18 protein-coding genes and 2 pseudogenes are annotated in these 23,211 nt (G+C 58.8%); 9 read left to right on the plus strand and 11 right to left on the minus strand.

The window, feature by feature from the left end; translation table 11 throughout:
- Window positions 1-5: 5 nt before the first annotated feature.
- Window positions 6-953 (minus strand): non-homologous end-joining DNA ligase, encoded by a 948-nt coding sequence (gene ligD / locus FOM02_RS19445; protein ID WP_265441987.1) that lies wholly within the window; start codon window positions 951-953, stop codon window positions 6-8.
- A 316-nt stretch (window positions 954-1,269) separates the two neighbouring features.
- On the opposite strand from ligD, the gene FOM02_RS19450 reads away from it, so the two are divergent.
- Together FOM02_RS19450 and FOM02_RS19455 are read left to right on the plus strand one after the other, a co-directional pair.
- Window positions 1,270-1,470, plus strand: a complete 201-nt coding sequence (locus FOM02_RS19450) for a hypothetical protein (RefSeq protein ID WP_265441988.1) — start codon at window positions 1,270-1,272, stop codon at window positions 1,468-1,470.
- Between the two features lie 16 nt (window positions 1,471-1,486).
- Complete coding sequence (locus tag FOM02_RS19455) at window positions 1,487-1,903, plus strand: hypothetical protein (protein ID WP_265441989.1); 417 nt, start codon at window positions 1,487-1,489, stop codon at window positions 1,901-1,903.
- A gap of 119 nt (window positions 1,904-2,022) precedes the next feature.
- Here the strand turns inward: FOM02_RS19455 and FOM02_RS19460 are convergent, their stop codons facing one another.
- A complete protein-coding gene (locus FOM02_RS19460) occupies window positions 2,023-2,445 on the minus strand; it encodes an MOSC domain-containing protein (protein WP_322596991.1) in 423 nt (140 codons plus the stop codon).
- 180 nt (window positions 2,446-2,625) lie between these two features.
- A pseudogene (locus tag FOM02_RS19465) lies at window positions 2,626-2,930 on the minus strand (DNA polymerase/3'-5' exonuclease PolX); the annotation flags it as partial.
- 1,596 nt (window positions 2,931-4,526) lie between these two features.
- On the opposite strand from FOM02_RS19465, the gene FOM02_RS19470 reads away from it, so the two are divergent.
- Window positions 4,527-4,817: a hypothetical protein gene (locus tag FOM02_RS19470; protein WP_265442189.1), complete on the plus strand. Its 291-nt coding sequence runs from the start codon at window positions 4,527-4,529 to the stop codon at window positions 4,815-4,817.
- 317 nt (window positions 4,818-5,134) lie between these two features.
- On the opposite strand, the gene FOM02_RS19475 is transcribed toward FOM02_RS19470, so the two are convergent.
- From FOM02_RS19475 to FOM02_RS19485, 3 genes are all read right to left on the minus strand, one after another.
- Complete coding sequence (locus FOM02_RS19475; protein ID WP_265441990.1) at window positions 5,135-6,022, minus strand: LysR family transcriptional regulator; 888 nt, start codon at window positions 6,020-6,022, stop codon at window positions 5,135-5,137.
- An 844-nt stretch (window positions 6,023-6,866) separates the two neighbouring features.
- Entirely contained in the window at window positions 6,867-7,322 is a 456-nt protein-coding gene (locus FOM02_RS19480) for a DUF3788 domain-containing protein (RefSeq protein WP_265441991.1), read from the minus strand.
- Between the two features lie 395 nt (window positions 7,323-7,717).
- On the minus strand, window positions 7,718-8,521 hold the full coding sequence (locus FOM02_RS19485; protein ID WP_322596976.1) for a YiiX/YebB-like N1pC/P60 family cysteine hydrolase: 804 nt from the start codon (window positions 8,519-8,521) through the stop codon (window positions 7,718-7,720).
- Window positions 8,522-9,758: 1,237 nt separating this feature from the next.
- Here FOM02_RS19485 and FOM02_RS19490 point away from each other — a divergent pair.
- Complete coding sequence (locus tag FOM02_RS19490; RefSeq protein WP_265441992.1) at window positions 9,759-10,499, plus strand: Crp/Fnr family transcriptional regulator; 741 nt, start codon at window positions 9,759-9,761, stop codon at window positions 10,497-10,499.
- Between the two features lie 1,114 nt (window positions 10,500-11,613).
- Here FOM02_RS19490 and FOM02_RS19495 read toward each other — a convergent pair.
- The gene (locus FOM02_RS19495; RefSeq protein ID WP_265441993.1) at window positions 11,614-12,015 is read right to left on the minus strand and encodes a hypothetical protein; all 402 of its coding nucleotides are present in this window, start codon (window positions 12,013-12,015) and stop codon (window positions 11,614-11,616) included.
- 602 nt (window positions 12,016-12,617) lie between these two features.
- On the minus strand, window positions 12,618-14,243 hold the full coding sequence (locus FOM02_RS19500) for a GMC family oxidoreductase (RefSeq protein WP_265441994.1): 1,626 nt from the start codon (window positions 14,241-14,243) through the stop codon (window positions 12,618-12,620).
- A gap of 259 nt (window positions 14,244-14,502) precedes the next feature.
- Here FOM02_RS19500 and FOM02_RS19505 point away from each other — a divergent pair, with 259 nt between their 5' ends.
- From FOM02_RS19505 to FOM02_RS19520, 4 genes and pseudogenes are all read left to right on the plus strand, one after another.
- Window positions 14,503-14,931, plus strand: coding sequence for a DUF1003 domain-containing protein (locus tag FOM02_RS19505; protein ID WP_265441995.1), 429 nt, complete (start codon window positions 14,503-14,505; stop codon window positions 14,929-14,931).
- A 580-nt stretch (window positions 14,932-15,511) separates the two neighbouring features.
- Window positions 15,512-16,204 carry a peroxiredoxin-like family protein gene (locus FOM02_RS19510; protein ID WP_265441996.1) on the plus strand — a complete coding sequence of 231 codons (693 nt, stop codon included), beginning with the start codon at window positions 15,512-15,514 and terminating at the stop codon, window positions 16,202-16,204.
- A 663-nt stretch (window positions 16,205-16,867) separates the two neighbouring features.
- Window positions 16,868-17,503: a nitroreductase family protein gene (locus tag FOM02_RS19515; protein WP_265441997.1), complete on the plus strand. Its 636-nt coding sequence runs from the start codon at window positions 16,868-16,870 to the stop codon at window positions 17,501-17,503.
- A 20-nt stretch (window positions 17,504-17,523) separates the two neighbouring features.
- Window positions 17,524-18,062 (plus strand): annotated as a pseudogene (locus FOM02_RS19520) (carboxymuconolactone decarboxylase family protein).
- 235 nt (window positions 18,063-18,297) lie between these two features.
- Here FOM02_RS19520 and FOM02_RS19525 read toward each other — a convergent pair.
- Entirely contained in the window at window positions 18,298-18,984 is a 687-nt protein-coding gene (locus FOM02_RS19525; RefSeq protein WP_265441998.1) for an antibiotic biosynthesis monooxygenase family protein, read from the minus strand.
- Window positions 18,985-19,587: 603 nt separating this feature from the next.
- Between FOM02_RS19525 and FOM02_RS19530 the strand changes: the two genes are divergently transcribed.
- Window positions 19,588-20,505 (plus strand): NADP-dependent oxidoreductase, encoded by a 918-nt coding sequence (locus tag FOM02_RS19530; RefSeq protein ID WP_265441999.1) that lies wholly within the window; start codon window positions 19,588-19,590, stop codon window positions 20,503-20,505.
- A 658-nt stretch (window positions 20,506-21,163) separates the two neighbouring features.
- On the opposite strand, the gene FOM02_RS19535 is transcribed toward FOM02_RS19530, so the two are convergent.
- The gene (locus FOM02_RS19535) at window positions 21,164-21,583 is read right to left on the minus strand and encodes a hypothetical protein (RefSeq protein WP_265442000.1); all 420 of its coding nucleotides are present in this window, start codon (window positions 21,581-21,583) and stop codon (window positions 21,164-21,166) included.
- Window positions 21,584-22,676: 1,093 nt separating this feature from the next.
- Window positions 22,677-23,165, minus strand: a complete 489-nt coding sequence (locus tag FOM02_RS47165) for a DoxX family protein (protein ID WP_416207775.1) — start codon at window positions 23,163-23,165, stop codon at window positions 22,677-22,679.
- Window positions 23,166-23,211: the final 46 nt, after the last annotated feature.

Genomic DNA, 23,211 nt, shown 5'->3' on the forward strand with positions numbered 1-23,211 from the left:
CGGCATTATTTTCGCGACCAGTTCTTTTCGCGAACGACGTCCTTGGCGTTTTTGTCGTACCGCAGGCCGAGATAGACCGGCTGGCGAAGCTCGCCCTTGCTTGTCCACTCCGCGAACTTTACTTCCGCGACCAACGTGGGGCGCACCCAGGTCGTGACCTGCTCATCCTTCACCTTGGCAGGGAACGGCGACTTGGCGGTTTTGAGCTTCATGAGCTTGCCGTGAAGCTCTTCGAGAACTTGGTGGCTGAAGCCGGTTCCGACGTGGCCGATGTACCGCCATGCATCATCTTCGCGTACCGCCAGCACGAGGGCGCCGAAGAAGGGCCGGGTTCGCCTCGGCCCCGTGAAGCCGGCGATCACTACCTCCTGCCGCTGTCCGGTCTTAACCTTCAGCCAGTCGGCAGTCCGGCGTCCCGACGCGTACGGACTATCGGCTCGCTTTGCCATGATGCCTTCGAGATGTCTCAACTCGGCTTCTGCGAAAAACTTTGTGCCGCTGCCTTTCCGGTGCTTGCTGAATGCGATCAGCTTGTGGCGCGGCAGGATGGCCTTGAGTCGCTTCTTGCGCTCGAGGAGCGGCAGCGCACGCAGGTCCTCACCGTCTGCGAACATGAGGTCGAATGCGCAGTACAAAAGTTTAGCCTCATGGCGCAGGGCGTTTTGAAGCAACTGGAAATGGGATACGCCGTCCTTGCCGATCGCGACGAGCTCGCCATCGAGCACGGCGTCCGCCTTCACGCCCTCAAGTGCTTTCGCGACCTCGACATAGGAGTGGCTGATGATTTTCCCGTTGCGGCTGTAGAGCGCGACGCGACCGCCCCGGATTTCCGAGACCATGCGGAAACCATCGAATTTGTCCTCGAATATCCAATTGGGATCGTCGAACGGCGAATCGGTCAGCGTGGCCAGCATGGGCTGCAGGCGATCGGGCAGGGTTGATTTTCGGGCCATGGCCGGACGACGAGACAAAAGAGGGGGAGAAACGAGTAGGATGGATCGTGAGTTCCGTCTGAAGGCTTTGGCGCAAAATTCTGGGATGACGACCGGTCCCAAAATTCCCAGGCCGCGGCAGATGAAAACGTGCCTGCCACGTCGCCCCCGCGCTTGCCTTGATACTCCGCTGCAACGCGGGAGTCGCCACCTTGTGGCGTTTGCGCCGGGTCGTCTTTCCTAGGTCGAACGCATTTTCTGCGAAGCTTAACATGTCTGAATCCTCAGACCGGGAAAACTCGGCTAGGATGCGACTTTCCCTTATTGGGGGCATCTCATGTTCGATAGGGCAACCACCGCGCTTTTGCGTGCGGTCTTCGACGAAGTATGCGAGAGTCTTTCACAGCGTGAGATCGGGGCGCGTACGCATGTGGCCTCGAAGATCCTGGAGGCCGCCACCAATGGCGAGCTCTCTCCCGAAGACCTCAGGCAGGTCGGCCGCAAGGCCCTCTCACACGCGCCCACGATGTGGCGCTGACTAAAGCGGGGCGGACGTGAACTTTCAGGTCACGGTCCTGAAGATCCTGGCGGCATATCCGGATGGGTTTGCCGTGATGGACGACCTCAAGCGTGACATGGCCATTCTGGCGACGAGTGGCCGCGACTGGGCGGATCGAACCAGGCGCCTCGCGGCCAGGGTCCCAGATCTCGACATCTGGTCACAGGGGCTGGTCGAACGCATAAGCGGGGGATGGAAGATCACGGGCAATGGACGGGAAGCGCTTGAGATCATGGAAGCCCGTCCAGCTGCGCCCGAGACGACCCAGGAGCATTCAGTTCAGGATTCCTTTGCGACCTCCCTGTCGCCAGTTCCGGCGCTGCGACAGCCCGCCGATCGTGCCAAGCGGCGGCGCGAGCGCCGAGAACGCCGCCGCGAAGCTCGCGAACGAGCGAGGGCAAACGCCTCCTAGATTCGTCGAAGAAAATAGGCGCCAGCGGAGCTGGGCGGCTTGATAGTCGCGGACCGTCGATTGCCTCCCCAGCCCCAAGCGTACCGCCGTTACCTTGTTCGCGGCCATGCCAAGCCGATCTACCGACCGCGCTTCGATTCGGCCATCAGCCCGCCGAGTTGTGCAAGGGCAGGTAAGGCCCGGAACGAGGAGGACTGGAGCCGAGCCCGTACCGTGTCGCCGGGGGCAACCGGTCCACCGAACCGAACTATGCCCAGCACTCCACATCTGAATGAAGGGCCCGTTTTCTCCGACGAGAGCACGTGCCGTTTAACGCCAGCCCGGAAGCGGTCAACGAGCACGCAGGGCGTCCGGAGGCCGGCCAGCTCTACAATCGCGGTGCGTCCCAGCTCGATGAGAGTGCCGAGCGGCATCCGCTCGAGGTCCAGGCCGACGGTGCTGATGTTCTCGCCGAGGTCGCGGGCGCCGATCGGGAAGCCAGCTTCCAGGAGCGCTGCGAAGAGTTCGGACGGGATCAGGTGGACCTGTCGGAGATTGGGCAGCCGAGGGTGGCGCCGGGCAAGATATCGATGCCGTACGAAGGGCGGGCGTGGGCGTCGCCTTCGACGCCATGGCCTTCCACAAGAGCGACCTGAACCCGTGACGGCTTGTTGAAGTGGTGGCCGCGATCCGCGCCGACCGCAATTACCTTCCCTCGAGCGAGAGGTCGTGCGCGTGCGACATCAGGCAACTCGGGCGAGCGAGCGCCGCTTCTGCCGAAGGCAGCGCGTGATTTCCGGCAACGTCATCGCGTTCAGGATCCGGTCAGTGGGGATGCCGCCCTTGCGGGCCATCTCGACGCCCCAGTGCATGTGGTCCAGCTCCGAGTGCGCGTCCGGATTGATGGTATCATGCAGCCGAACGCGAGCGCCGCCTGGTGCCACCGCCAATCGAGGTCGAGCCGCCATGGGTGCGCGTTGATCTCTACGACAACGTCATACTTGGCGCAGGCCCGCAGCACCTTCTCGACGTCCATTTCGTAGCCTGGGGGCAGGTGCATCACTGCATGATGGTCGACTTGGCCTGCCATTACTAGTTCCAATGCGCATAGACTTACTGTGACGTCGCGGACGCGTTGAGGGACATCCATGCATATCGACCGACGAGGCTTGGACCGATAGCCAACGAGTTGCCGCGAACCCGCTCGACTTTGATGCCTCTAGCTCTTTTGCCGGAGCGCAAGTTCAACTTTCAAAGGTACAGAAGTCGAGGAACATGTTTGAACCTGCGCACCCGGTCATGCGCTCAGGTTATCGAACGAATGTTTGGCCGCATCAGCATGCGAAGCGTTCTCAGATCGCCCTTCGTAATGGTCGGCAAGGTCCTTAAGGTGACCCGCGATCGCTGAGTCGGTCATGGTTTGGGCTGCGCGGAGCCAAGTCCATGCTGTCTCTAAATATGCCTTGCCTCGCTGTGACATCTGGACCATCACGAGACCCTCGTGCGGTTCTCTGGCAGCTGGTTGAGGGTGATCTGGAGCCAGCCCACCCAATTGCCGTCACTTTCCCTGCGAGCTCTGAAGCGATCGACACACTTCTTGGAACAAAGAGGTGTCCGCCACGAGTAGTGCCGGACGAGACCAAACTTGCCATCACAAACCGCGCATCGCGCGGCACTGCCGGATCTAGGACTTTCGGAGCAGTTGGGCATTGTAATCTCCTCTTGGCTTTATCGCAGCTGTTAGTCGATCATCCTTTTTTCACGATCGCACTTCATGAGGCCATGCGCTTTTCCAACGCATGCATGCTAGGGCGATTGAGATCAGCAACTCAATTGAACGTTAAGTCGTCGCGTCATCCAAATGGTGCCGGGGACCGATACGAAGGTTTAGGGCGCCCCTCAATGCCGACCACTTGCGGCAAACAGGCGAGCATCGAAGCCTTTCGATGCTCGCCTATGTTTGGCGGAGGACGCGCGACCCAGAAACGAGTGCCGCATTGGTCTTTGCGTGCGCAAAACGGACGAAACCTCGGTCGACAATCGTTCCAGGCCGCGCGTTTCCAACGAACGCATCGATCAGGTGGAACACGTTGTCCTCGCTTACCCAATCCTCTAGGCAGTCCAGCCAGAGCGATGCGGATGGGACGCTTCGCTGAAGGCGCGACAGATGCCTGCCGACCCCAAGCGGGAAACGGAGACGGGGTCCACGTATCCAAAGATCCTAATTGTCACTTCGGGCTCACACAGCTTAGTCACCGCCATCAGATCTGAGTTCGGATTGTCGAAATGTTTCTGTAGGCGTCCTGCCCAATTTGCAAAATCGCGATGTCTTTCGCTCTCTTACTTGGTTCGGCATCAGGTCTGCGAAGTCGCGCCGGCAAATCCATCGTAGGAGCTGCGTCAGAGTCAAGGACGTCGACGCGCGTTGGCATGCGCAACCGGCAATAACGATCTTCTATCGACCCTATGACGAAAGGTGATTTCACTCGTGGGCGTTGCGACCCACTCTCGTCATGTTCAATACGATCAGGAGCTACAAACGTCAGTCCAGCAGCCGGTTCTCACGCCGCCACACGGTGGCGAGACGGTTGGGGAGGAGCCACCGCTGCACTCCCACTCGCGCGAGGACGAGCTGGTCTACGTGGTGCAGGGGCAGCTAATCGCGCGGGTCGGCGATGCCCGCGTCGAGGTGGGACCGGACGCCTACGCGGCTCTTCCCCGCGGTGTGCCGCATACGATCAAGGTGGTCGGCGACCAGGCGACCCTGTCAGCTTCGTGCCGGGTGGGCTGGAGCGCTTCTTGGTCCCCCGGGACGGCGAGAAGCCCGATCCGGCTGCTTTCGGCCTGGCGTTCCCCTAGGGGCGAGGACCGGGACGCGCTGCGTTCGTCACCGTGCGACCGCGCGGGCCCGGCCGCCGGCGACTGCGCTAGATGACTGATTGCACGCGCGCCGCTCTGCGGCATCGCAGCTCCCAGCGGCGGGGTGGCACGTGATCTGCGGCTGAAGTTCAAGTGGCGGCACCGGCATGAGTTGGAGGCGGCTGTCCAGACGGACGATGTCCTGGGAGCCCGAGCGCATCATTTCCGCGCGCGCTCGTTGGCCCGACGCAAACCGCGCCGCTGAGCTGCGCAAGGCATTTAGGTGACTTTTGAAGTAGTCGAACGTATGCGCCACATCCTCTCGTCGGATGCTGGACACATTCTACGATTTCATGCCATGCGAAACGACGATTGGCCGACGCTCGGCAGGACTCACGGATTAGTCTTGAGGTTCTTCGCGAAATGTTCAACGAACGCGCGGGCCGCGAGTTTCGCTCCGCGTCCGGCCGGGAATATGGCGTTGACCTCGGCGGCACCCATGTTCCAATCCTTGAGGATCTGCACTAGGGCGCCCGACTTGAGCTCGGCGCGACAGCCCCAGAGGCTGCAGGCCACGATCCCGATTCCGGCGACGCCGCCAGCCACGGCCGCTTCGTTGATGTTCCCCGAGAGAGGAGCTTCCACCTTTATCGAAACGGTTCTTCCGTTCTTCTCGAAGCAACAGACGCCATTCGAACCTGGGACACCAATCAACACGGGATGTCCGGACAAATCGTTCGGCGTTTTCGGGTACCCAGCCCGTTTCAGGTAGGCCGGCGAGGCGGCGATGAGCAGAGGATTTGATCCTACCCGTCTTAGAGTCGCGGAAGAATCCTCCAACTTTCCGGACCGGATCGCGACGTCGATCGCGCTCCTGATGAGGTCTTGGCGACCGTCGTCCATCGCCAAATCGATCCGCAGTGCAGGGTGCTTCGCAATGAAGGCGGGAAGTCGCGGTATGACCTCCCGAATTGCCATGCTAGGGGACAAGCCTATCCGGAGCACGCCGCGAAGCACGCCCTTGCCGTGAACGGCTTGGGTCGCTTCTTCCAGAATGGCAAGTGCGGGCTCGACCTTCGCGAGATAGTCCGCCCCGGCTTCGGTGAGCACAACGGCCCTTGTTGATCTCGCGAAGAGGGCAGCACCTACCTCGCGTTCGAGCGACGCGATGTGTCGAGACGCCGAAGGTTGCGAAAGTCCGAGATCCTTGCCGGCCCGTGAGAAGCTACCGGTATGTGCGACACGGACGAAGAGTGTTAGAGCAAGGAGGCGATCGGTCATCTCGTCTCTGCGCAGGTTTTGGCATGTTCGAGCTGGGTTCCGGATACAACTTATGCGAAAATCGAATGAGTGGCGAGCCCGCAACTGTGATCTTCACGCCACCCGGTGTATAGGCGACGAGGGCGATCAGGGGCAGGTACGTTGGGCGAAACGGCTGAAGCCGCCCCAATCCTTAGAGCGAAAAGGATGTCAGCTCACAGATAAGGAGCTGGGCTCGAAAAGTTTTGCTTGATATGACAGGGAAAAATTGCTCGCTAGGCGCGGGAAGCGTGCGCATTCAGCTAAATTCCTGCCTTTCTAGTTCATGCTGGAAAAGAGCTTCCGCTGTCGGACAAGTCGACGACGCATGTCCCACTGACCAGTCGCATGTTCGATCTTCTTGGGTCGATCTACGCGCGCTTAGGAAGAATGCGGCATAGACATCATCTTCCAAATCCACAAACGGCATTCAGCAAAATTCCTGCGCAGAGGCTTCGGGAGAGAGCACCGATGCTTGGATCTGAACTTCTCGCTTCCGAGTTCCGCCTTATTCCAAAGCAAGGCACTCTCGCTTATATCTCTGGACAACAGGAAGCGCGCCGACAAGCTGTTCGACGATAAACAATGCCTGACCTCGCGGGATTCGACGGTTGCCTGAGTGAAACGACGGCTAATCGCAGGGCTGCTCCTGCCTGACGCTTCGCGGCACTGCCTGCTGTGCGAGGCGAATGTCGTATGCAGCCGAATGAAGGCGATCGGGGCTTCATAAACGGCCTCGAGTATAGAAACTGAGAGTCGCCGGATCAGTTGAAACAACTTCCGTGACGCCCCTTGTTGTTTCCGATTTGGTAATTTGCCGTTGACGTCAAACGCGTGATGGTGGAGGGCGCTTCATAGTCAAAAGCTCCGTCACATCGTGTCGATCAGCTGCGGAGGAGATAGCAGCCGTCAGCCATTTCCCATCTGGGTACGTTTTGGCTTGGTCGTAGAGGTTGACCAGATGCGAGCGCCAGCCATAGCGCCGCTGCTCAAACTTCTCTCGCTCTGCTCTCCCCAAGACCACCAGGACGGTAAACCGCCTGTATTCTGGCAGAAAGGTGCAGAATGCCCTGGACCTCTTGTAGCGCAGGAACCAACCCCGTTTCTTGCCGGCATATAGCCAATCCGGCGCGAAAACACCGGGGTAGCATGCTCCGATCCAATTTCGCAGCTCGACCCAATGCACAAACGCCTTCGGACCTACCCAGTCCCGGACAGTGTCGTCATCCGGCGGCTCAAATTTTTCACTGATCCTGTCGCCGATCCGGGGAGACTGCTCCATGCCGCTTTCCTTTACATCACATCTCGCAAGGTTCGGAAGACTTGGCGGGCTGCACCTCGATCTCGCGCCAAGATTTGGCGCAAATTCTTGCGTCTCTGATTGATGCTACCAAGGATATTTCTTCCGCCCTCGGCCCGTAATTGAGGTGCAAGCGAATCGTTCGTCAAAGAAAAAATAAGTTCTGCGGATTCGTGGACACGTAGTTTGGACTTTCGGTACGGTCTTTGAAAAGGCGTAGCGTCATCGGCTCAAGTACTCGGTATCGCGCAAGCAACTTCTCGGCTCGTTCGACGACGGGGCTCGTGAGTAGGCGTTGCAGATGCTCGCTGCAGGGTGTTGATCGAGCCAACCGATTTCAAATTTAGTAGTCTGTCCTCGCATTACGGAATGTCAGGCTATACCACTGCCGCGATCGCGCGTTCGGTCTCCGGCAAAAGTGGCGGCTGTGCGGCATCAATTTGGAGATCGGCCCAGCGAATGTTTTTATAGTTGAAGTCGTCGGGTAGCGTGGGCTTCACCACCATGAAGTAGGGAGATAGATCGAAGTCGCGCGGTGCATAGAGAGACGAATGCCGGATCTCGGCAACGTCGCGCCGCTCGGACTTATTCTCGATGTGCGTGATCTTGGGCAGGATCGGGTAACGCACCGCGTCGAATGCCTGCGCAATCAGAGACGAACAGATGATCCGACGCGCATCGCCGGAGCCGAGCGCGATGGTTCGTCGACGCCAACGTTTCGTGAATGGGCAAGGGAATAGATAGCGCATGAGGTCGATGACGTTTTTGAAGTCGTAGCCGAGACCTATGCGTTCGAATGCGTAGCGGCAGACCTGTTCGCGATCCGAATCGCTCAGGCCGACTGGCCGGCAGATGCGGGTTTGGCAATGCAAATACTTCGACAGAGGGGCCGACACGACGCCTTCGTCGATATTGGCTTCAATCAGGACGTGCGGCTCGTCGCCATTTGTGACGCCCGCTATCGGTCCAACGTACAACGCCGAATGCGACCATGTCGACTGAGTGATATACTTGATGCTGCTGGAAATACGACCTTTGCCCTCGATCAGCAGGACGTCACCGGGCTGGAGAGTGTGGCGTAGGGCGATCGTTGCATTGTCCGAGGCGAGGGGCTCACACCGATTGGCCGGCTTCTGCAGCCGGGCGATCAAACGTTCGACGTTGTCGAACATCCAGCTCATCACTCTTTCCCTGCTTTTTGGCCGTTCCAGACGACTGTTCCTTCCTCATCAAAGCCTACTCAGGAAAGACGGACCGGACCATTGCACTGAGGTCGATCTGCGCACCGCATTTGTCTGAGGCGACTATACCAAAGTATTGATCAGCCGGCCGTTCCCAGTGATGGCAAAGCAGCACCTTGCCCGGCGGCTGCTATCGGTCCGTTTACAAGATGACGCTGCTCTTGAGCGGGCGTACGTTCGAGATCGCGGGGGTGGAGGCGAGGTGACCAATGACGACACTCGACGCCTCTATCGGCTTTGCACGGCGGCAAATTTCGAGTGTGGACTTTTGCGTCGGTTCACGTACGTGCAAGGGTCAAGTCGCTTCAGGATAGTGGATAACCATTGGCAGACAGGACCGTCTGGCTCCGTCGAGAATGACTCAAGAACCAGTGCGCATGACCGCGGAATGCTAAAAGCGTTCAAACAGAAGTTCGCCTTCCTCAAACCGGAAGCATGTTGATCACTGTGCCAAGAACAAAGCACAGCGATCCGATTAGATAAAGCCAGTTCGCTAAATTGCCCATGCAACATCCCGTCGATCGGCCGGCAGGGGCTCTGCAGTCCTGTTCATTTGAGCATCTCTCCTCAGGAGAAGGCAGGGGAAATTTATCGGTACGGCGGACACGTCGGCGTATCGGTCCGGGCGCCGTCGCAATAGCGCGGTTGATAACCTCAGTACTAACCATCGGATGACCCCGCTGCGCCCAATAGCGCACGTCCGTTGTCACGGCCGGTATCGCTACCTTGATCGATCTGGCATTGATCAGTGCAGCAGACAGTTTAGCGGAGGCGGTCCGCCACTTACGATAATTACCTTCGAGCGCTGCCGAGGGAAATCACGTCCCGACATAGAATCGATAAACGATCGTTATTGCCGCCGCGATCCGCAAGTGCCATAGCCAGCCATTCAACTGGCGCCAACTGCAGAGACTCCGTTGCCGCCGTGGACCAATTGATGTTGCGCGCGCCAATGCATCGACCTTCACCATCTTGATCATGACGCAGCTGCTCAGGTCGACTTGTCGTGCGCTATCCTCGCACACTCAGGTCTTGTAGCGGCACGTGCCAAGTCCCCGACGTTGCTAAATACGAGCTGACCCACGAGCGTTACGTCGCTCTCCGGCACAGTTTCTTGGTACGAAAACGTACAGTTGGACAGCCCGATTGCTCAGGAAGTATTAGGACGTTGAATCTGATGTATGAAGTTCGCAACAGATTACTACGTCTGCTCCCACCGGATGAACTCAAGCACGTTCTGTTGCGCTCGGAAGAGGTGCCGCTTACGAAGTGGCAAGTTCTTCATCGCTACGGCGTTCGCATGCAACACGTCTATTTCGTCGAGAGTGGTCTTGTGTCGGTCGGTGCCAAGGTGGGACCGCAAGAGTTCGTTGAGGTGTGGCTTATCGGCTCGGAAGGACTTGCGGGAATACATCTCGCGTTGACGGCAAAAGCGCAGCCGATGCACCGTCGAATAGTGCAAGTGGCCGGCGCGGCTAATCGACTGACGGTGGATCGCTTTCAGGAGGCGATTGCTCGTCTGCCGACTTTCCGCAGCGTGGTGCACGCCTATATCGCGTCCGTGCTTATTCAAACCGCCCAATCAGGGGCATGTAATACGGCCCATCAACTCCAGCAGCGCCTGGCGCGATGGCTCCTGCTCGCCCGCAACGCCCTGGGATCTGACGAGATCCCTCTCACACACCAAGTGCTTGCTCAGCTTCTCGGAGTGCGCCGTGCAGGCGTTACGGATTGCCTTCGTCAACTCAGGAAGGATGGGCTTATCGAAATGATGCGTGGCTGCCTCGTCGTCCGTGACGCATTTCGGCTGGCGCAGATCTCCTGCCATTGCTGGAGCTTGATCGAGCGGGAGTACGAGCGACAACTGCTGAATATTGGTACTCCGAACAGCGAATTGCTCGTGCATGGGAGCCGATAGATATCTGCGATGCCAAGCCAAAAATGGCTAGTCCCAAGGTTGTTGCAGTTGGCCCACCGACTCATCGATCTGCTCTTCAAGCGAATGCGCACAATTGGCCTTGAGGATCCGTCGTTCACTTCGCATGCGAATAGGAGACGAGTCTAGGCATCCTTCAGTTTGTCCAACATTCGTCGGGGCTGGTAGACGATAGGCACATTTGTGTGCGGTTCTGCAGGACTACGCTGTCAGGTGGCAAGGCAGGCGCACGAGACGGCGGTACCTGACCGCACGGGAATTTGGAGCACGGGAATGGAAGAACAAGAAGCGTTGCGAGTGATGCGGGTTCTCATTGAGCATGGGTGCGGACCGGAGATCGACATCGCGGACGCTATGGCGCAGTCTTGGCTCACAAAGGCAGGTCTCAGCGATTACGAATCCGAGCGCGGAATTGGATTTGCCGGCGATCACAGATGGATAGTTCTGAGTGGGTGGGGGAGATTTCGGATAACCCAGGCCGGCCTTATCGCCGCGATGGGAGCGGTAGGTGTAACCCGAAGCCGAAACTATAAATCGAGCTAATGTGCCTTCGGTAATGCGAAGCGGCTGCGACTGAGCCACCGAGGGTTCCGTACGGGCATTCCTTTTCCGTTAGGGTGCGCGATTTAACTGCTACTAACCAGGATGTCGAGCTATCAGTCGCGCTGATTCGGGCCAAGGGACGCGGTGCGCACAGGCCAACGCCTCGCCGTGACTTCCAACGCATGCGGGGTCGATTGTGTCGATGACTAAAGTGATCGGAGGGGCCGATAGATTTCGCTCTGCATACCGCCTCCAACAAAGGCGACATCTGGCATCAACGCTGCTGCCAGGATAGGCCCGTTTTTACACTCATGCGGAATGCCTTTATGCGGGGAAAAAAGCCCGGAGCTTGCTTTGAGCCCCGGGCAGTCAAGGGAGGGAACGCCCGTGGCGTTAGTGCCGTTCACCAGCCCTCAGCCAGTCCGCCGGGAGCTCAAAGTGGTTCAGGTTCGGTTCATCATTGGGAGCGAGAGGCAGGCCTTCTTTAGACTGCTATCACTTGCGGCCCGTGCTGCACCAGCGGACCCGTGAGGTGGACGACCCGTGGCCACCTTCAACCGGCGGTGTGCCTCTGCAATCCTGAACGGATCGCCACCGACTCCTCAGGCGCGTTAAAGACGGACGTCGTGAGCAGGACGGCGGCGGCGAGGATCCAGTAGTACGAAGCGTCGAACCCGGAGAATTTGAAGGCGAACGGTGCGACGACAAACACAACGCCGACGGCGCGGTCGACCCAAAGGTGCAGCCAGTAAGGAATGATGCGGACGAGCCCGGTGGGATGATCGGTCAGGGCGGCCAAGAGTAGCGCCGCGACACCGACAACAACTGAAAGCCACATCGCGACCGGTCCGCTCTGTCCGAGCTTCAGCACGAACGGCGCTGCGATCAAGACGATCGCGACAGGATAATCAATGAGGTAGGCGTGGATAGACTTGGTGATGAAGCGGAACGACATTTGTGACTCCTACATGCTTTGTTGCTCGAGCGGGTCCTTACGACGCGTAGAGTTTATCCACCCAGGAAGAACGACTACGCCGCACATGCTGGCGCACTCCGTACATCCGTCGCGGGTCGGCCCGGTTAGAGGCACAGTGAGGGTAGGCCGGCATGCCAACCATTAGAAATGCCTGGTCGTTATCGTTTCCATTCCACTCGCCGGCTGCCACTAGCGGTTAATGTGCGGCGGAGTGAACTTCAATCGCCCGACGCGACGCCGCGGCTAACCTCAGCTTGGCCGGAGGCCTTCAGGTATTCGGCAGCCTGCCTCAGGGCTATTGCGATGTCAGTGGTCATTTCCGGCGTCCAGTAGTCCGAACAGCTTGCGATCGAATGCCCGAGCTGAACGATAAGAGCTCCTCCCGGTGGCGGTCTTTGGCAACTGTGATTTATTCAGCCCTTCACCGCGCAATGGACCACCCTTCATTCCCATCCAACGCGCGATGGCCAGCCGGATGATAGTTCAGTCCGGCGGAAGCCGCCGCAAGGATGAAGCATATCGAGGACAATGATGCCGGCCCTTTGACGTTGACGCGACATGGTCGGTTCGGCCTTCGATCGTCAGGCCACGTAGGCTTGCGCCAGAGCTCCCTCGGTCTGCTTCAGATCCTCGACCAGCATCGCCGTGGCGTGGCGCGCGAGCGCTTGGGTCGGTGCGTTGGTATTACCGCTGGTGATGTTCGGCATGATTGAGGCGTCGATCACCCGGAGGCCGTCGACCCCGCGGACCCTGAGCCTCGCGTCAACCACCGCTCGCGCATCTTGGCCCATCCGGCACGTGCCGACCGGGTGCCACATCGTCGTCACAGCGCGCTTCGCCCATTCGCCGATCTCGGCTTCCGACTGGATGCGCGGCCCCGGCTCCATCTCTTCCTCAATAACCGGCGCCAACGACTCCTGCGCCATAACCCTGCGGATCGCGTGCACCGATTCCACCACGGCCCTCAAGTCTTCCTCCTCGCCGATGAAGTTCGGATTGATGAGGGGCATCGACGTCGGATCGCTGTCGGCCAACCGCACCCAGCCACGGCTCTTGGGCTGAAGCACTACAAGTTCGAAGGTGATGCCGGAGCGGTCGCCCGTCGGGCTGAGTTCCTGGTTCGCGATGATAGGAGCGTGATAGCATTGGATCGTGGGCTCGGCGGTGAAGTCGGACGGATTCCAGTGGGAAACCGTCTCGATGCCGTTGCCCGACGCCGGGCCATCCTTAGTCACGAAATAGCGCAGGCCCGCCTTCACGCTACCGAGGCCGTGCGCGGCAGCCTGATAGCCGAGGTCGCCCTTCACATAGGCACGGACCGGTACCATCGGGTGGTCCTGGAGATTTTCGCCCACCTCCGGAGAATCGACGATCAAAGCGATGCCGTGCTCGCGAAGCTGCTCGGCGGGCCCGACGCCCGAGTGCATGAGGATCTTCGGGCTATGGACGCTGCCGGCCGACAGCACAACCTCGCGGGCCGCGATCCTCTCCAGGCCCTTGTCCATGAGCTCGACGCCAATGGCCCGCTTGTTCTTGACGAGGATGCGAATGACGGTCTTGCCGGTGAGAAGGGTCACGCGGCCCGAGGTGAGGTGCGGACGCAGATAGGCATCGACCGCGCTGCACCGCCGCTGATCTCCGACCGTAGACTGCACCGGTGAGACGCCGATCTGGCTCTTGCCGTTATAGTCGGGATTGTAGGGAATCCCGTACTCCTGGAAGGCCTTGAGGCAATATTGGTTCAGCTCGTTGATGCCCTTGGGGAACTGAACCGCCAGACCACCATCGATGCCGTGATATTTGTCGTGGAAGGTGTCGTTGTTTTCCTGCGCCATGAAGACGGGAAGCAAGTCTTCATACGACCATTTGCCGGTGTCGCCGACCGCGTCCTGCCACGCCGCGTAGTCGCGTATCTGACCACGAACGTAGGCCATCGCGTTGATCGAGGAGCCGCCGCCGAGCACCTTGCCTGAACGATATGCTCGCTTGGTGCCGTGCTGGGGAACCGTCTCATATTTCCAGACATGCCGGTCTCGGGCCAGTATCTTGGCGAAGCCGGCAGGAATGTGGATGAAGGGATCGCGATCCGTGTCGCCCGCTTCGATCAGCGCGATCGAAGCATCGGTGTGTTCGGCGAGATAACTCGCGACCACACATCCCGCCGCCCCCGCACCGACAATGACAATATCGTAGGCTTGTTGAGACATCAGCGACTTTTCTCTCTTGCGCCAATCTGCATCGTTCGACGCCGTCTACCGCGGAGCGCCATCGAATGACCCTGAGTGATCGCACCATGCGGGTCAGACAGTGACTTCGCGTCGCGAGCGAGGGAAATGATCTCTTGACATGAAATTAATAGACGATCGTTATTGCCGCCTCGTCCTCATGATGCCGTAGCTAGGAGGGAGGTGAGGCGTCGCGCAAGCCCTAACCGGCCTAAGTGTGGCGGACAAGGAGGCAGGCATCATGGGCTCCTGGAGGTTTATCATTGTCCAGACTAGTGTCCTCATCGCTTGTGTTTCGTTCAATCCTGTCGGCGCGGCGAGAAGCGGGGTTCCGCTTCCATTCAAGCTCTTAAGTCTCGTTCTTTCGGTTCAAGCTAGCTATGCCGCCCCAATCATCGTGATGAGCCAGAATAGGCAACAAGATATCGATGGAAGAGCGGCAGAAAACGATTATCGGATTAACGTGAAAGCCGAACTGGAAATGGAGCTCTTGCACGAAACGATAGATGAACTTCGAGCTCGGGAGGTCCTCGGCCTGACCGACGCGGTCAAATGTCTGACTGATCTACTTCTGCAAACGAAGAAATTTCATCGAGTGGACTTGGTCGAACCGATGGACAAGAGATATCTGCTACCTAACCAGAGCGCGCCCCGGACCATCGATGGGTAATGATCGCCGAGTTGGTCGTACGGGACCGAGCCCCTCTGTTAATATCGCGTTCGATCGAGCGCCAATGCCCAGGGATCGGGCAGGCGGCCATCAAGACAGAACGATGTGATGGCTGACTGCCGCTTTGGCTTAGCGCGCTAACTCTAATGGAGGACACTCTATGGCATCACAAAGCGAGACGCCCAAGGTCCGCGAAGTCATCGTCGCCGATGACCCGCTGATCATGGCGCGCTAGTTGGCCGTATCGACGCATCTCAATTTCGCATCGGGGGCCGGATGGCATCGGCCATATATCGCCCGGGGCCCAATCCTTACGATCTTCTCAGCGTTTCTTTCGCTGCGTGCACCGCGATGACTATTTGTGTTCAGACGAGACGCAAGAAGCTTCCACTGAAGCGGGTGGTAGTGGGCGTTAGCTTTCGTCACGGCGCCGAAGGCGAAATAGATTCGTTTGAGCGCACTCTCAAGTTGGAGGGAGAATTCGACCTGCAACAGAGCTCTGGAATCCAGAAGGGGTGTCCGTTCGTCCCGGAATGCCTGATGTGGCTTTCACTGGTGGACCGCCAGTGGCAACATCGCAATGATGTCAGACCATTTAACTAAGACCCTGAAACAGGTACGTTCCGAGCTTTTGGCGGGGCTTAGCCAGACGGACCGAGAAGCGTACACCAATCTGGTCAATTGGCTGCGAGAGACCGATGTCGCCTCGCGCGCTTTGCGGGTTGGCGAATTGGCACCAGAGTTTCTCCTGCCCGATGCGGATGGGCGGCTTCATTCGTCGGAACAATTTCGTCGTGAGGGGCCGCTTGTAGTGAGCTTCTACCGGGGCGGATGGTGCCCATTCTGCAACGCAGAGCTTCGCGCTCTTCAGGAGGTCAAACCCGAGTTTGATAGCTTAAAAGCGAAGCTTGTTGTGCTGTCCCCCGAGACGCGTGACCTTCCGAGGCAGCTCAAACAGCAGTTGAACCTGGACCTGACGATGCTTGCGGATGTCGACTACGCGGTGGCAATATCCTACGGCGTCCTGTTTCGTGTCCCTGAACAAACCAAAGCGCACTACGCGGGCCAAGGTTACGATTTCGCGGACCGTCATGGATCGACTGAGTGGATGCTGCCAATTCCGGCGACTTTCGTGATAGATCAAGGCGGTGTTATCAGGGACGCCTTCGTCGAGCCTGACTTCACGATCCGCCGAGAACCATCTGACGTTCTCAACCAGGTTCGCCGACTTGTAGGGTCTCGGGCCGAGCAGACCCGCGGATCTGACGAATGATGTCCGCCCGAAAAACAATTCATCAATACTGATCCCGCGAATTGGACGATCAGGTAATCTTGTTTCTGACAAGCGCAAGCGAGATAGAGATCAGGAATTGCATGCTTATGCGTTCGTTAGAGATCTGCATCGAAGTATTTTGTGCCTGACAGGCTAGATCGAAAGCCCAAGACGCGGTTCTCTCTTTCCCGTCGGTCATCTTGCTTGTTTGGGAAGTGTTCGCGTTACGCCCGGATATCCCTTCCGTATTAGGCGTCTCTGCTAGCCGCCTCTCAAGACTCTCCGTCCAATAAGAGAGTCGGTTTCGTCGCGAGAAGCACATGTTTGCACCATCCGACTGAGTGTTGCGCGCCACGTCGATGGCATCGATTTCATAACCAAAGGTCATTGGCTGAGCTACCGCTGCCAGAATAGTGTTGTTCGATGCAAATGAATGCGGAAGATGATGGCCCACCGCGCGCCGGCGTGGGGACGATGAAGACAGTAGTTGCGCGGACCAGGCGAGGGGGCCGGTGGCTGGCGCCGGCCAGATCCACCTAGCGGGTCTTATCGGATCCGCCGGGAGCAACCCGGGGCCGCCCATGGCCTCCGGTATGAGTGTTGAACGGGCTCGTCACCGCAATAATGCAAGCACGTATAGCAACCACCATGACTGGAAGTACCATGACCAATGGAATCGCCATGACCAACGCCGTGATCGAATGTATCCTGAGCCGAAGCGCGGCCAAGTACTATGACCCTGCCGCCACGTTGAGCGACGACCAAATCCGCGATCTAGTGCGGGTCGGCACCACCGCGCCGACATCCTTCCACCTGCAGAATTGGCGATTCATCGCCGTGCGCACGACGGAAGCCAAGGCGCGACTGAGTCCGATAGCTTGGAGTCAGCCTGCAATCACCGAAGCGGCCGTTACCTTTATCGTCTGCGGCCAGCTGGCCGATTCGACCGTAATACCAGAGCGTCTAGCACCTGTGGTAAAAGCAGGCATCATGCCTGAAGAGATGGTGCCGGAATGGGAGATCCCTGCGCGCGATCTCTACATGGAGTACCCACAGCGCCAGCGCGACGAAGCAATACGCACCGGCACCTTCGGCGCGGCTGCGATGATCTATGCGGCCCGTTCGCTGGGCCTAGGCTCGACGCCGATGATCGGTTTTGATGCTGAGGCGGTGCACCGCGAGTTCGGACTAAGCAAGGAGGAAGTACCCGTCATGCTCTTGTCTGTAGGGTCGGAGCGTCCGGGAAATTGGCCGCAGAAGCCGCGCCGTCCGGTGGCCGATGTGCTGGAACTCGTTTGAAAGTTATTCTGGGGACTACGATGCCAAGAACTGCAGCCTTAAAGCCAGAAGACGTGCCTGCTGATTGCAAACTGATGCCTTCACCAGGGCGATCGGCTTCACGCCAAACATGATGGCGACCTTCGCGCAGAGCCCGATTGCGCTCAATGCTTGGGCCGCCCTGCTCGGGTCGTTGAGCAAGGTGCTCGACGTGAAGACCCGTGACAGCATTGGCCTAGCCGTTTACGAAGTGAATGGCTGCAACTACTGTCTAAATGTTCATAGTTTTACGGCCGAACAAATGGCCAAGCTGTCGGCGGATGAAATTATTCTCGCTCGGAAGGGGCATGCCATTGAACCGAAGCGGGACGCCGCCGTCCAGTTTGCGCGCAAGGTCATTGAGAGCCGGGGCAAAGTCAGGGAAGCCGATCTGAAGGCCGTCCGCGATGCCGGCTATACGGATGCGAACGTCATGGAGATCATCGCGCTGGTGGCCATGTATTCTCTGACGAACTTTTTCAATAATGTGTTTGATCCCGACAGGGACTTTCCCGTTGTTCCGCTCGCCGGCTCCCTCTGAACTCTATCAGTCGCATTGACCATCTCGAGAGGCTGTGGGTGACGTGGGGGGCAGAGGGAAACTCGCGAACAGCAAGTGAGCTTACAACGGGGGGCAACTGCGGCGCCCGAAGCTGAAACTGTGGTTTGAGACCAAATCTCCTTAGTGTGTATGAATTCAAATCTCCCCGACTTGGCACGCGGTATTAGCCGAAGGAGATCGTTCGTCGCGGTTCAGCCCGCTCGCGCTCGCAGTGTCACGCGTGGACGGTTTCACGGCCGTTGGCATCTGCGAAATACTGGGGCGCCTCACGCCGGTCGTACTTCCCGTAGTCACGCACAATCCGCACTCTCCGGACCCTAGCCTTGTCGTCCAACACGGAAGTGTCCTCGTAAGCCAGCGCTGCAGCCGCGTCCTTCCAAGATATGAGCAAAATCAGGTCGCCGGGCGTGAGCAGGGCCTCGAAGATGTCCCAGGAGATACAGTCGGCGGCCCACGGATTTAGGCCGAGCCACTCGGCACATTCGTAGGGGTTGTTCGTCTGCTTCCACTCCGTCGGGCGAGTCGCATTAATCAGCGTGACCGTCGTCCCGTCGCCGAATTCGGTCTCCTCGAGCCTCTGGTCCGCGAGGGCGTACCCCGGCGGCACTCGATTATCAGCGGTGATCTGGCCGACGCGGAGGTGGTAGTCAGCGATGATTTCGTCGCGGCCCTTCTGCTGGACCTCATGATGAGGCGAGCGGATACGCCAGCGTACGAGTGACTTCTCGTCCCGCCAGCTCGAAAGCGAAAGGATCCAGCCCTCTCGGGTCAGACTTTTGTAGCGCGTATTATCGACGAAGCCATCGACCCGCTCCAACTCTGGGCGAAGTAACCGGGCCTTGTCGAGGTAGTCATCCCACTTCTCTCGATTTGGGAGCGTCTCAAAGATCACTGAAAACATGTAGTATCTCGTTCTTGAGTGCCGCGACTTAGCCGATCTCGATATGCCGCCCGAGTGTGTCTGCAATTTTAGTCGCCGCGAACTGTACGCCCTCGACCACAGCTTTATGACCGCGCCCATCCTGGTCGCCCTGTCGACGAAGAGCTGACTCGTAAAGCCATGATTTCGATGATGCGTGGGTTACAGGCGCGCCTAGAGGATGGGCCCGTGAACATCTCATCCCACTTGTCGAGAGTTCCGCGCGGGCGACTTCTTGAACAGGAGGAGCTGCGCCGGCATGGCGCTCGCAACAATCGACGCCGCACGCCTCCAGCCGCTCTATGGCAGACTTCCACGGCGCGCCGCCAGTTTCCGCAGCCAACGGGTGCGCGGCTGAGCGACCCCAATGCTGCATAGAAATGATCATGTTCCACCCACTCACGATTCGGTCTCGTCGTAAGAAGCAGATATCTGTGTCTATACCACACCTTTGCATCTTTTGGCGCCGCGTCGATGGCATCGATTCCATAGCCATAGGTCATTAGACGAACGAGTCTTGAATCGTATTTTGGTAGCCCGCGAAGAATACGAACATCACGACAGACCACGCTCAAGAGGTGGACGATGAAAGCTATTGCAGTGCCCAGCCAGGCTGCGGGAACGGTCGGAATGAAGCTGGTGGAGCGGCCCGAGCCGCAGGCAGCGATAAACGATGTCGTCGTTCGGGTTCATGCGTCGGGATTCGTCGGGACCGAGCTGGCGTGGCCCTCGACCTGGACCGATCGCCTCGACCGTGACCGGACACCGTCGGTTCCTGGGCACGAGTTGGCCGGAGTGGTCACCGCCCTCGGCTATGGCACGACAGGGCTGTCGGTCGGACAGCGAGTGTTCGGCCTCGCGGACTGGTATCGCGACGGCACCCTGGCGGAGTATGTGGCGGTCGAGGCGCGCAATCTCGCGCCGCTGCCGGGCGACGTCGACTTCACAGTGGGTGCGAGCTTACCCATCTCGGGCCTAACCGCATGGCAGGGATTGTTCGACCACGGCCGCTTACGGGCAGGCCAGAGCATCCTCGCGCATGGGGCTGCCGGCGCAGTCGGATCGATGGTGACCCAGCTCGCAGGTGAGGCCGGCGCCTACGTCATCGGCACCGGACGGGCCGCAGACCGTCAGAAGGCGCTCGACTTTGGTGCGCAAGAGTTCGTCGACCTCGAGAACGACGCCTTGGAAGACGTCGGCGACGTCGATTTGGTGTTCGATCTCATTGGTGGCGTTATTGGGAAACAGTCCGCGCGCCTGGTGAGAGCCGGAGGAACGCTGGTGTCGATCGTCGGGCCCATCGAGATACAGCCCGCCAACTTCATAGCGATCGACTTTGTCGTCGAGCCCGATCGCGTCCAACTTAGTGAGATCGTCCAGCGGGTGCGAGACGGACGACTTCGGCCGAACATCGGTATCGTCGCGCCGCTCCATGACGCTGTTGCCGCCTTCAACCAGGCTAAGCGGGTCAACGGGAAGAAGGTCATCCGCGTTTGTCCGTGAGCGGCAGGCGCGCGCCGATGCAGGCGGTCCCTCGCCTAGATCGATCCGTTGCCTTCATTTCACCGCGCTTTAGCGGATCAGTTCTCTCGGCTCGGCCGAACGGATCTTGCCCGGAGTTCATTGGCTCGAGCTCATAGAGGGTCCCGCGAATTACTCGTAGCTCATTGTCGATGGTGAACCTAACGACGATACAGCGCGTTACTACGCGACCCTTGAAGACTACATCGCGTTCCGGAAAGGAGTGATTGTAACCCAACGGGCTAAACCTGGTGCTCACCCTGTCAACCGCGACAGGATCTCGCTGGAATGCCGGCTAGAGTCGAGGCGGTCACGCCGGTTGGTCCGGACGGAGTCCATGGGGCTTGCTCAATCCGGTCGTCCGCGGTTCGCTATCAACTACGTGTACCTGGTTTGACGGCCAGCCGCCCGGCCGTCCGCGCGTCGCAAGTAGCGTGTCAACCAAGGGAAGAGCTCCGCGCTGGGCAAGGCGGCGCCGCGCAGAATGGAGGCGCTGGCCATCTGCGCCTACCCATGCGCTTGTCTTGTTTGATTGAAAAGGTAAGTGGCTATGGAAATCTTCTCAATCGCATTCTGGCTGGATACGATCGATTCATTCAGGGTCGGCGCGACATATCGTTTTCTGCGACGGAATGCTGCGCTAAAATTGAAGCGGTCGCCACATGATAGCCCGAGTGCCGAGATTGGCTACCACGGCAGTGCCCGTTTCGATTGCTCTGAGGGCTGGGGTTGTCAGCAAGACCGCAGCGGCGAGAACCGGGTAGCAACAGATGTCGACCCCACCAAAATGGACGGCAGACGAGGTAGCAATGGAAATCGCGCTGAATGCGCTGTCCATCCAAGGATGCAGCCAGTAACGGATGACCCGGACGAGCCCCGTCGCGTGGTCCGAGAAAGCGTGAGGCAGAAGCGTCGTAACGCGGGTCACCGCCCAGAGCCAGAGTGCGATAGGACTGTTCTTGCCAAAGTTCAACCGGAAGGGCGCGACCATCAAGACGCTGGCTGAAGGATAGTCGATGAGATAGGTGTGGATAGATCTTGTGATGTGGCGAAAGGACATAGCGCAACTCCTGCATGCTGGGCAGCTCGATTGAGTTCTTGGGACATCGAGAGTAGGGCGGCGCACGAGATCAACCGCGCTGTGATTGATAGGCGACTCGTGCTGCCACCAAATATCGATGAGGTGTTGGGGACGATATTCTTGTCTGTGCGCCGTTAGAAATGCAGGATCGTTATCGTTTTCATTCTCTGGAGCGGCCGCGTCTAAGGCGTTTAATTCAAGCGGCCGATACGAGAGTTTAGAAAAGTGGTTAGCGCAGAATTCTCCTCCATTTGAATGCTCCCGATTTGTACCTCAGGATCGGTGCCAGCCGCGCACGGGCGGCAGCGAGTCTTCCACCCGATCGAGTCTGAGAAAATCCTGTTCTTACCTCGCATTCACAGCGCGCCAAAGTAGTGTGAATGCGCTATCTTTCTCGTCGCGGCCAATCACTTGGAGGCGTGCTCTTCGATCTAGAGTTTCGTCGAGAGGAAGATGCCAACGAGCAGCGCAAAAAGCTTGCCCCCACTACAGTGGCGAACGATCGCTCAACGCGATCGATGGCACGCAATTCCTGCCTGAAACACGCGCGTTCCGCGTCGCGTCTCCCGGTCGCACGGTCGGACCGCAATCCTAATCGATGTTGGACCCGCATGGATGAGTCCGCGTCGCTGAAGAGGCTTGGCGACGCGACGATTTGATCGACTATTGTCGATGTATTCGATGCACTGGCTGCGGCCGCCGGCCGGACACCTCGTTAGCGGTCCCAATGGGGCTCCGTAGGCGCCGTTACGACTGCGGAGGAGCCGGCGTGAGACCATGGCGACGCATGATCTCCGCTGTCTGGCCCACCACCGGCTGCGTTGTCGATCACCTCGGCACGTTCGCGGAAATATTGCGGACCTATAGCTGCCGGCGTAATCGCACAGAGCGCCTTCACGTCTTGACCCGTGTTATTGTCAACCGATGAACCGCGCCATGTGGAATGCATAGCGCTTGCCTTGGCCCAACTTCGACCTGTTTCCCGTTACAATCCAGGACAGCACCCCGTCGTTGCGTGAGTTCTTGCAGCCGATGTCGCGTATTGTCCCATTCCGCCGATGGTCCCTCAACGTCAGGTCGGCTTCTCGGGGTAGAGCCGCCGCGCCAATCCGTAAGCAATCACGCCGCATCTTGACCCATCTCCGACATGACGGCCAAAGAGCGTGAATACACTACCCGGCCTTGCCGCCGATGCTGACGTACCAGCGCCGAAGGCTATCACGCAGAGGAACCCACCCGTCATCACCAAATTCTTGTAGAAATTGATTGTGTGTTCTTGGTCTCCGCTCGGGAGATGCACGCCAAGGGCAGTGGCAACACTTAAAAGGGCGAGTAGAGCAGCTGCCCACCGAGTCTTGAAACCCACTGGCACTGCCAGGCCCCCGACAAGATGGATAATGGCCGCGATCCAAAATGCCGCGTTGGGTAGCGGCACGTGCACGCTCGCGAAATACTGCGCGAAGAGGCTTGGACCGTTGCCGTTCCAGATGAAATGGCTCGTACGCGTGCGAGCGGAGGCAAGTAAGTTGTGAGATTGTCCGACGAGCTGGATATGTGACAATTCCAGATGGCGACGAATTGTTGGCGCTCTCGCCGAGCAGACTTAC

Source organism: Bradyrhizobium sp. SEMIA, assembly GCF_014844175.1.
Taxonomy (GTDB): Bacteria; Pseudomonadota; Alphaproteobacteria; order Rhizobiales; family Xanthobacteraceae; genus Bradyrhizobium; species Bradyrhizobium arachidis.

Coding starts and splice junctions, on each gene's coding strand:
- FOM02_RS19485 (WP_322596976.1), bottom strand. CDS start 8,521: ATGAGCTGGATGTTCGACAACGTCGAACGTTTGATCGCCCGGCTGCAG.
- FOM02_RS19505 (WP_265441995.1), top strand. CDS start 14,503: ATGGGCTCCTGGAGGTTTATCATTGTCCAGACTAGTGTCCTCATCGCT.
- FOM02_RS19510 (WP_265441996.1), top strand. CDS start 15,512: ATGATGTCAGACCATTTAACTAAGACCCTGAAACAGGTACGTTCCGAG.
- FOM02_RS19525 (WP_265441998.1), bottom strand. CDS start 18,984: ATGTTTTCAGTGATCTTTGAGACGCTCCCAAATCGAGAGAAGTGGGAT.
- FOM02_RS19490 (WP_265441992.1), top strand. CDS start 9,759: ATGTATGAAGTTCGCAACAGATTACTACGTCTGCTCCCACCGGATGAA.
- FOM02_RS19480 (WP_265441991.1), bottom strand. CDS start 7,322: ATGGAGCAGTCTCCCCGGATCGGCGACAGGATCAGTGAAAAATTTGAG.
- FOM02_RS19500 (WP_265441994.1), bottom strand. CDS start 14,243: ATGTCTCAACAAGCCTACGATATTGTCATTGTCGGTGCGGGGGCGGCG.
- FOM02_RS19530 (WP_265441999.1), top strand. CDS start 19,588: ATGAAAGCTATTGCAGTGCCCAGCCAGGCTGCGGGAACGGTCGGAATG.
- ligD (WP_265441987.1), bottom strand. CDS start 953: ATGGCCCGAAAATCAACCCTGCCCGATCGCCTGCAGCCCATGCTGGCC.
- FOM02_RS19475 (WP_265441990.1), bottom strand. CDS start 6,022: ATGACCGATCGCCTCCTTGCTCTAACACTCTTCGTCCGTGTCGCACAT.
- FOM02_RS19515 (WP_265441997.1), top strand. CDS start 16,868: ATGACCAATGGAATCGCCATGACCAACGCCGTGATCGAATGTATCCTG.
- FOM02_RS19450 (WP_265441988.1), top strand. CDS start 1,270: ATGTTCGATAGGGCAACCACCGCGCTTTTGCGTGCGGTCTTCGACGAA.
- FOM02_RS19495 (WP_265441993.1), bottom strand. CDS start 12,015: ATGTCGTTCCGCTTCATCACCAAGTCTATCCACGCCTACCTCATTGAT.
- FOM02_RS19535 (WP_265442000.1), bottom strand. CDS start 21,583: ATGTCCTTTCGCCACATCACAAGATCTATCCACACCTATCTCATCGAC.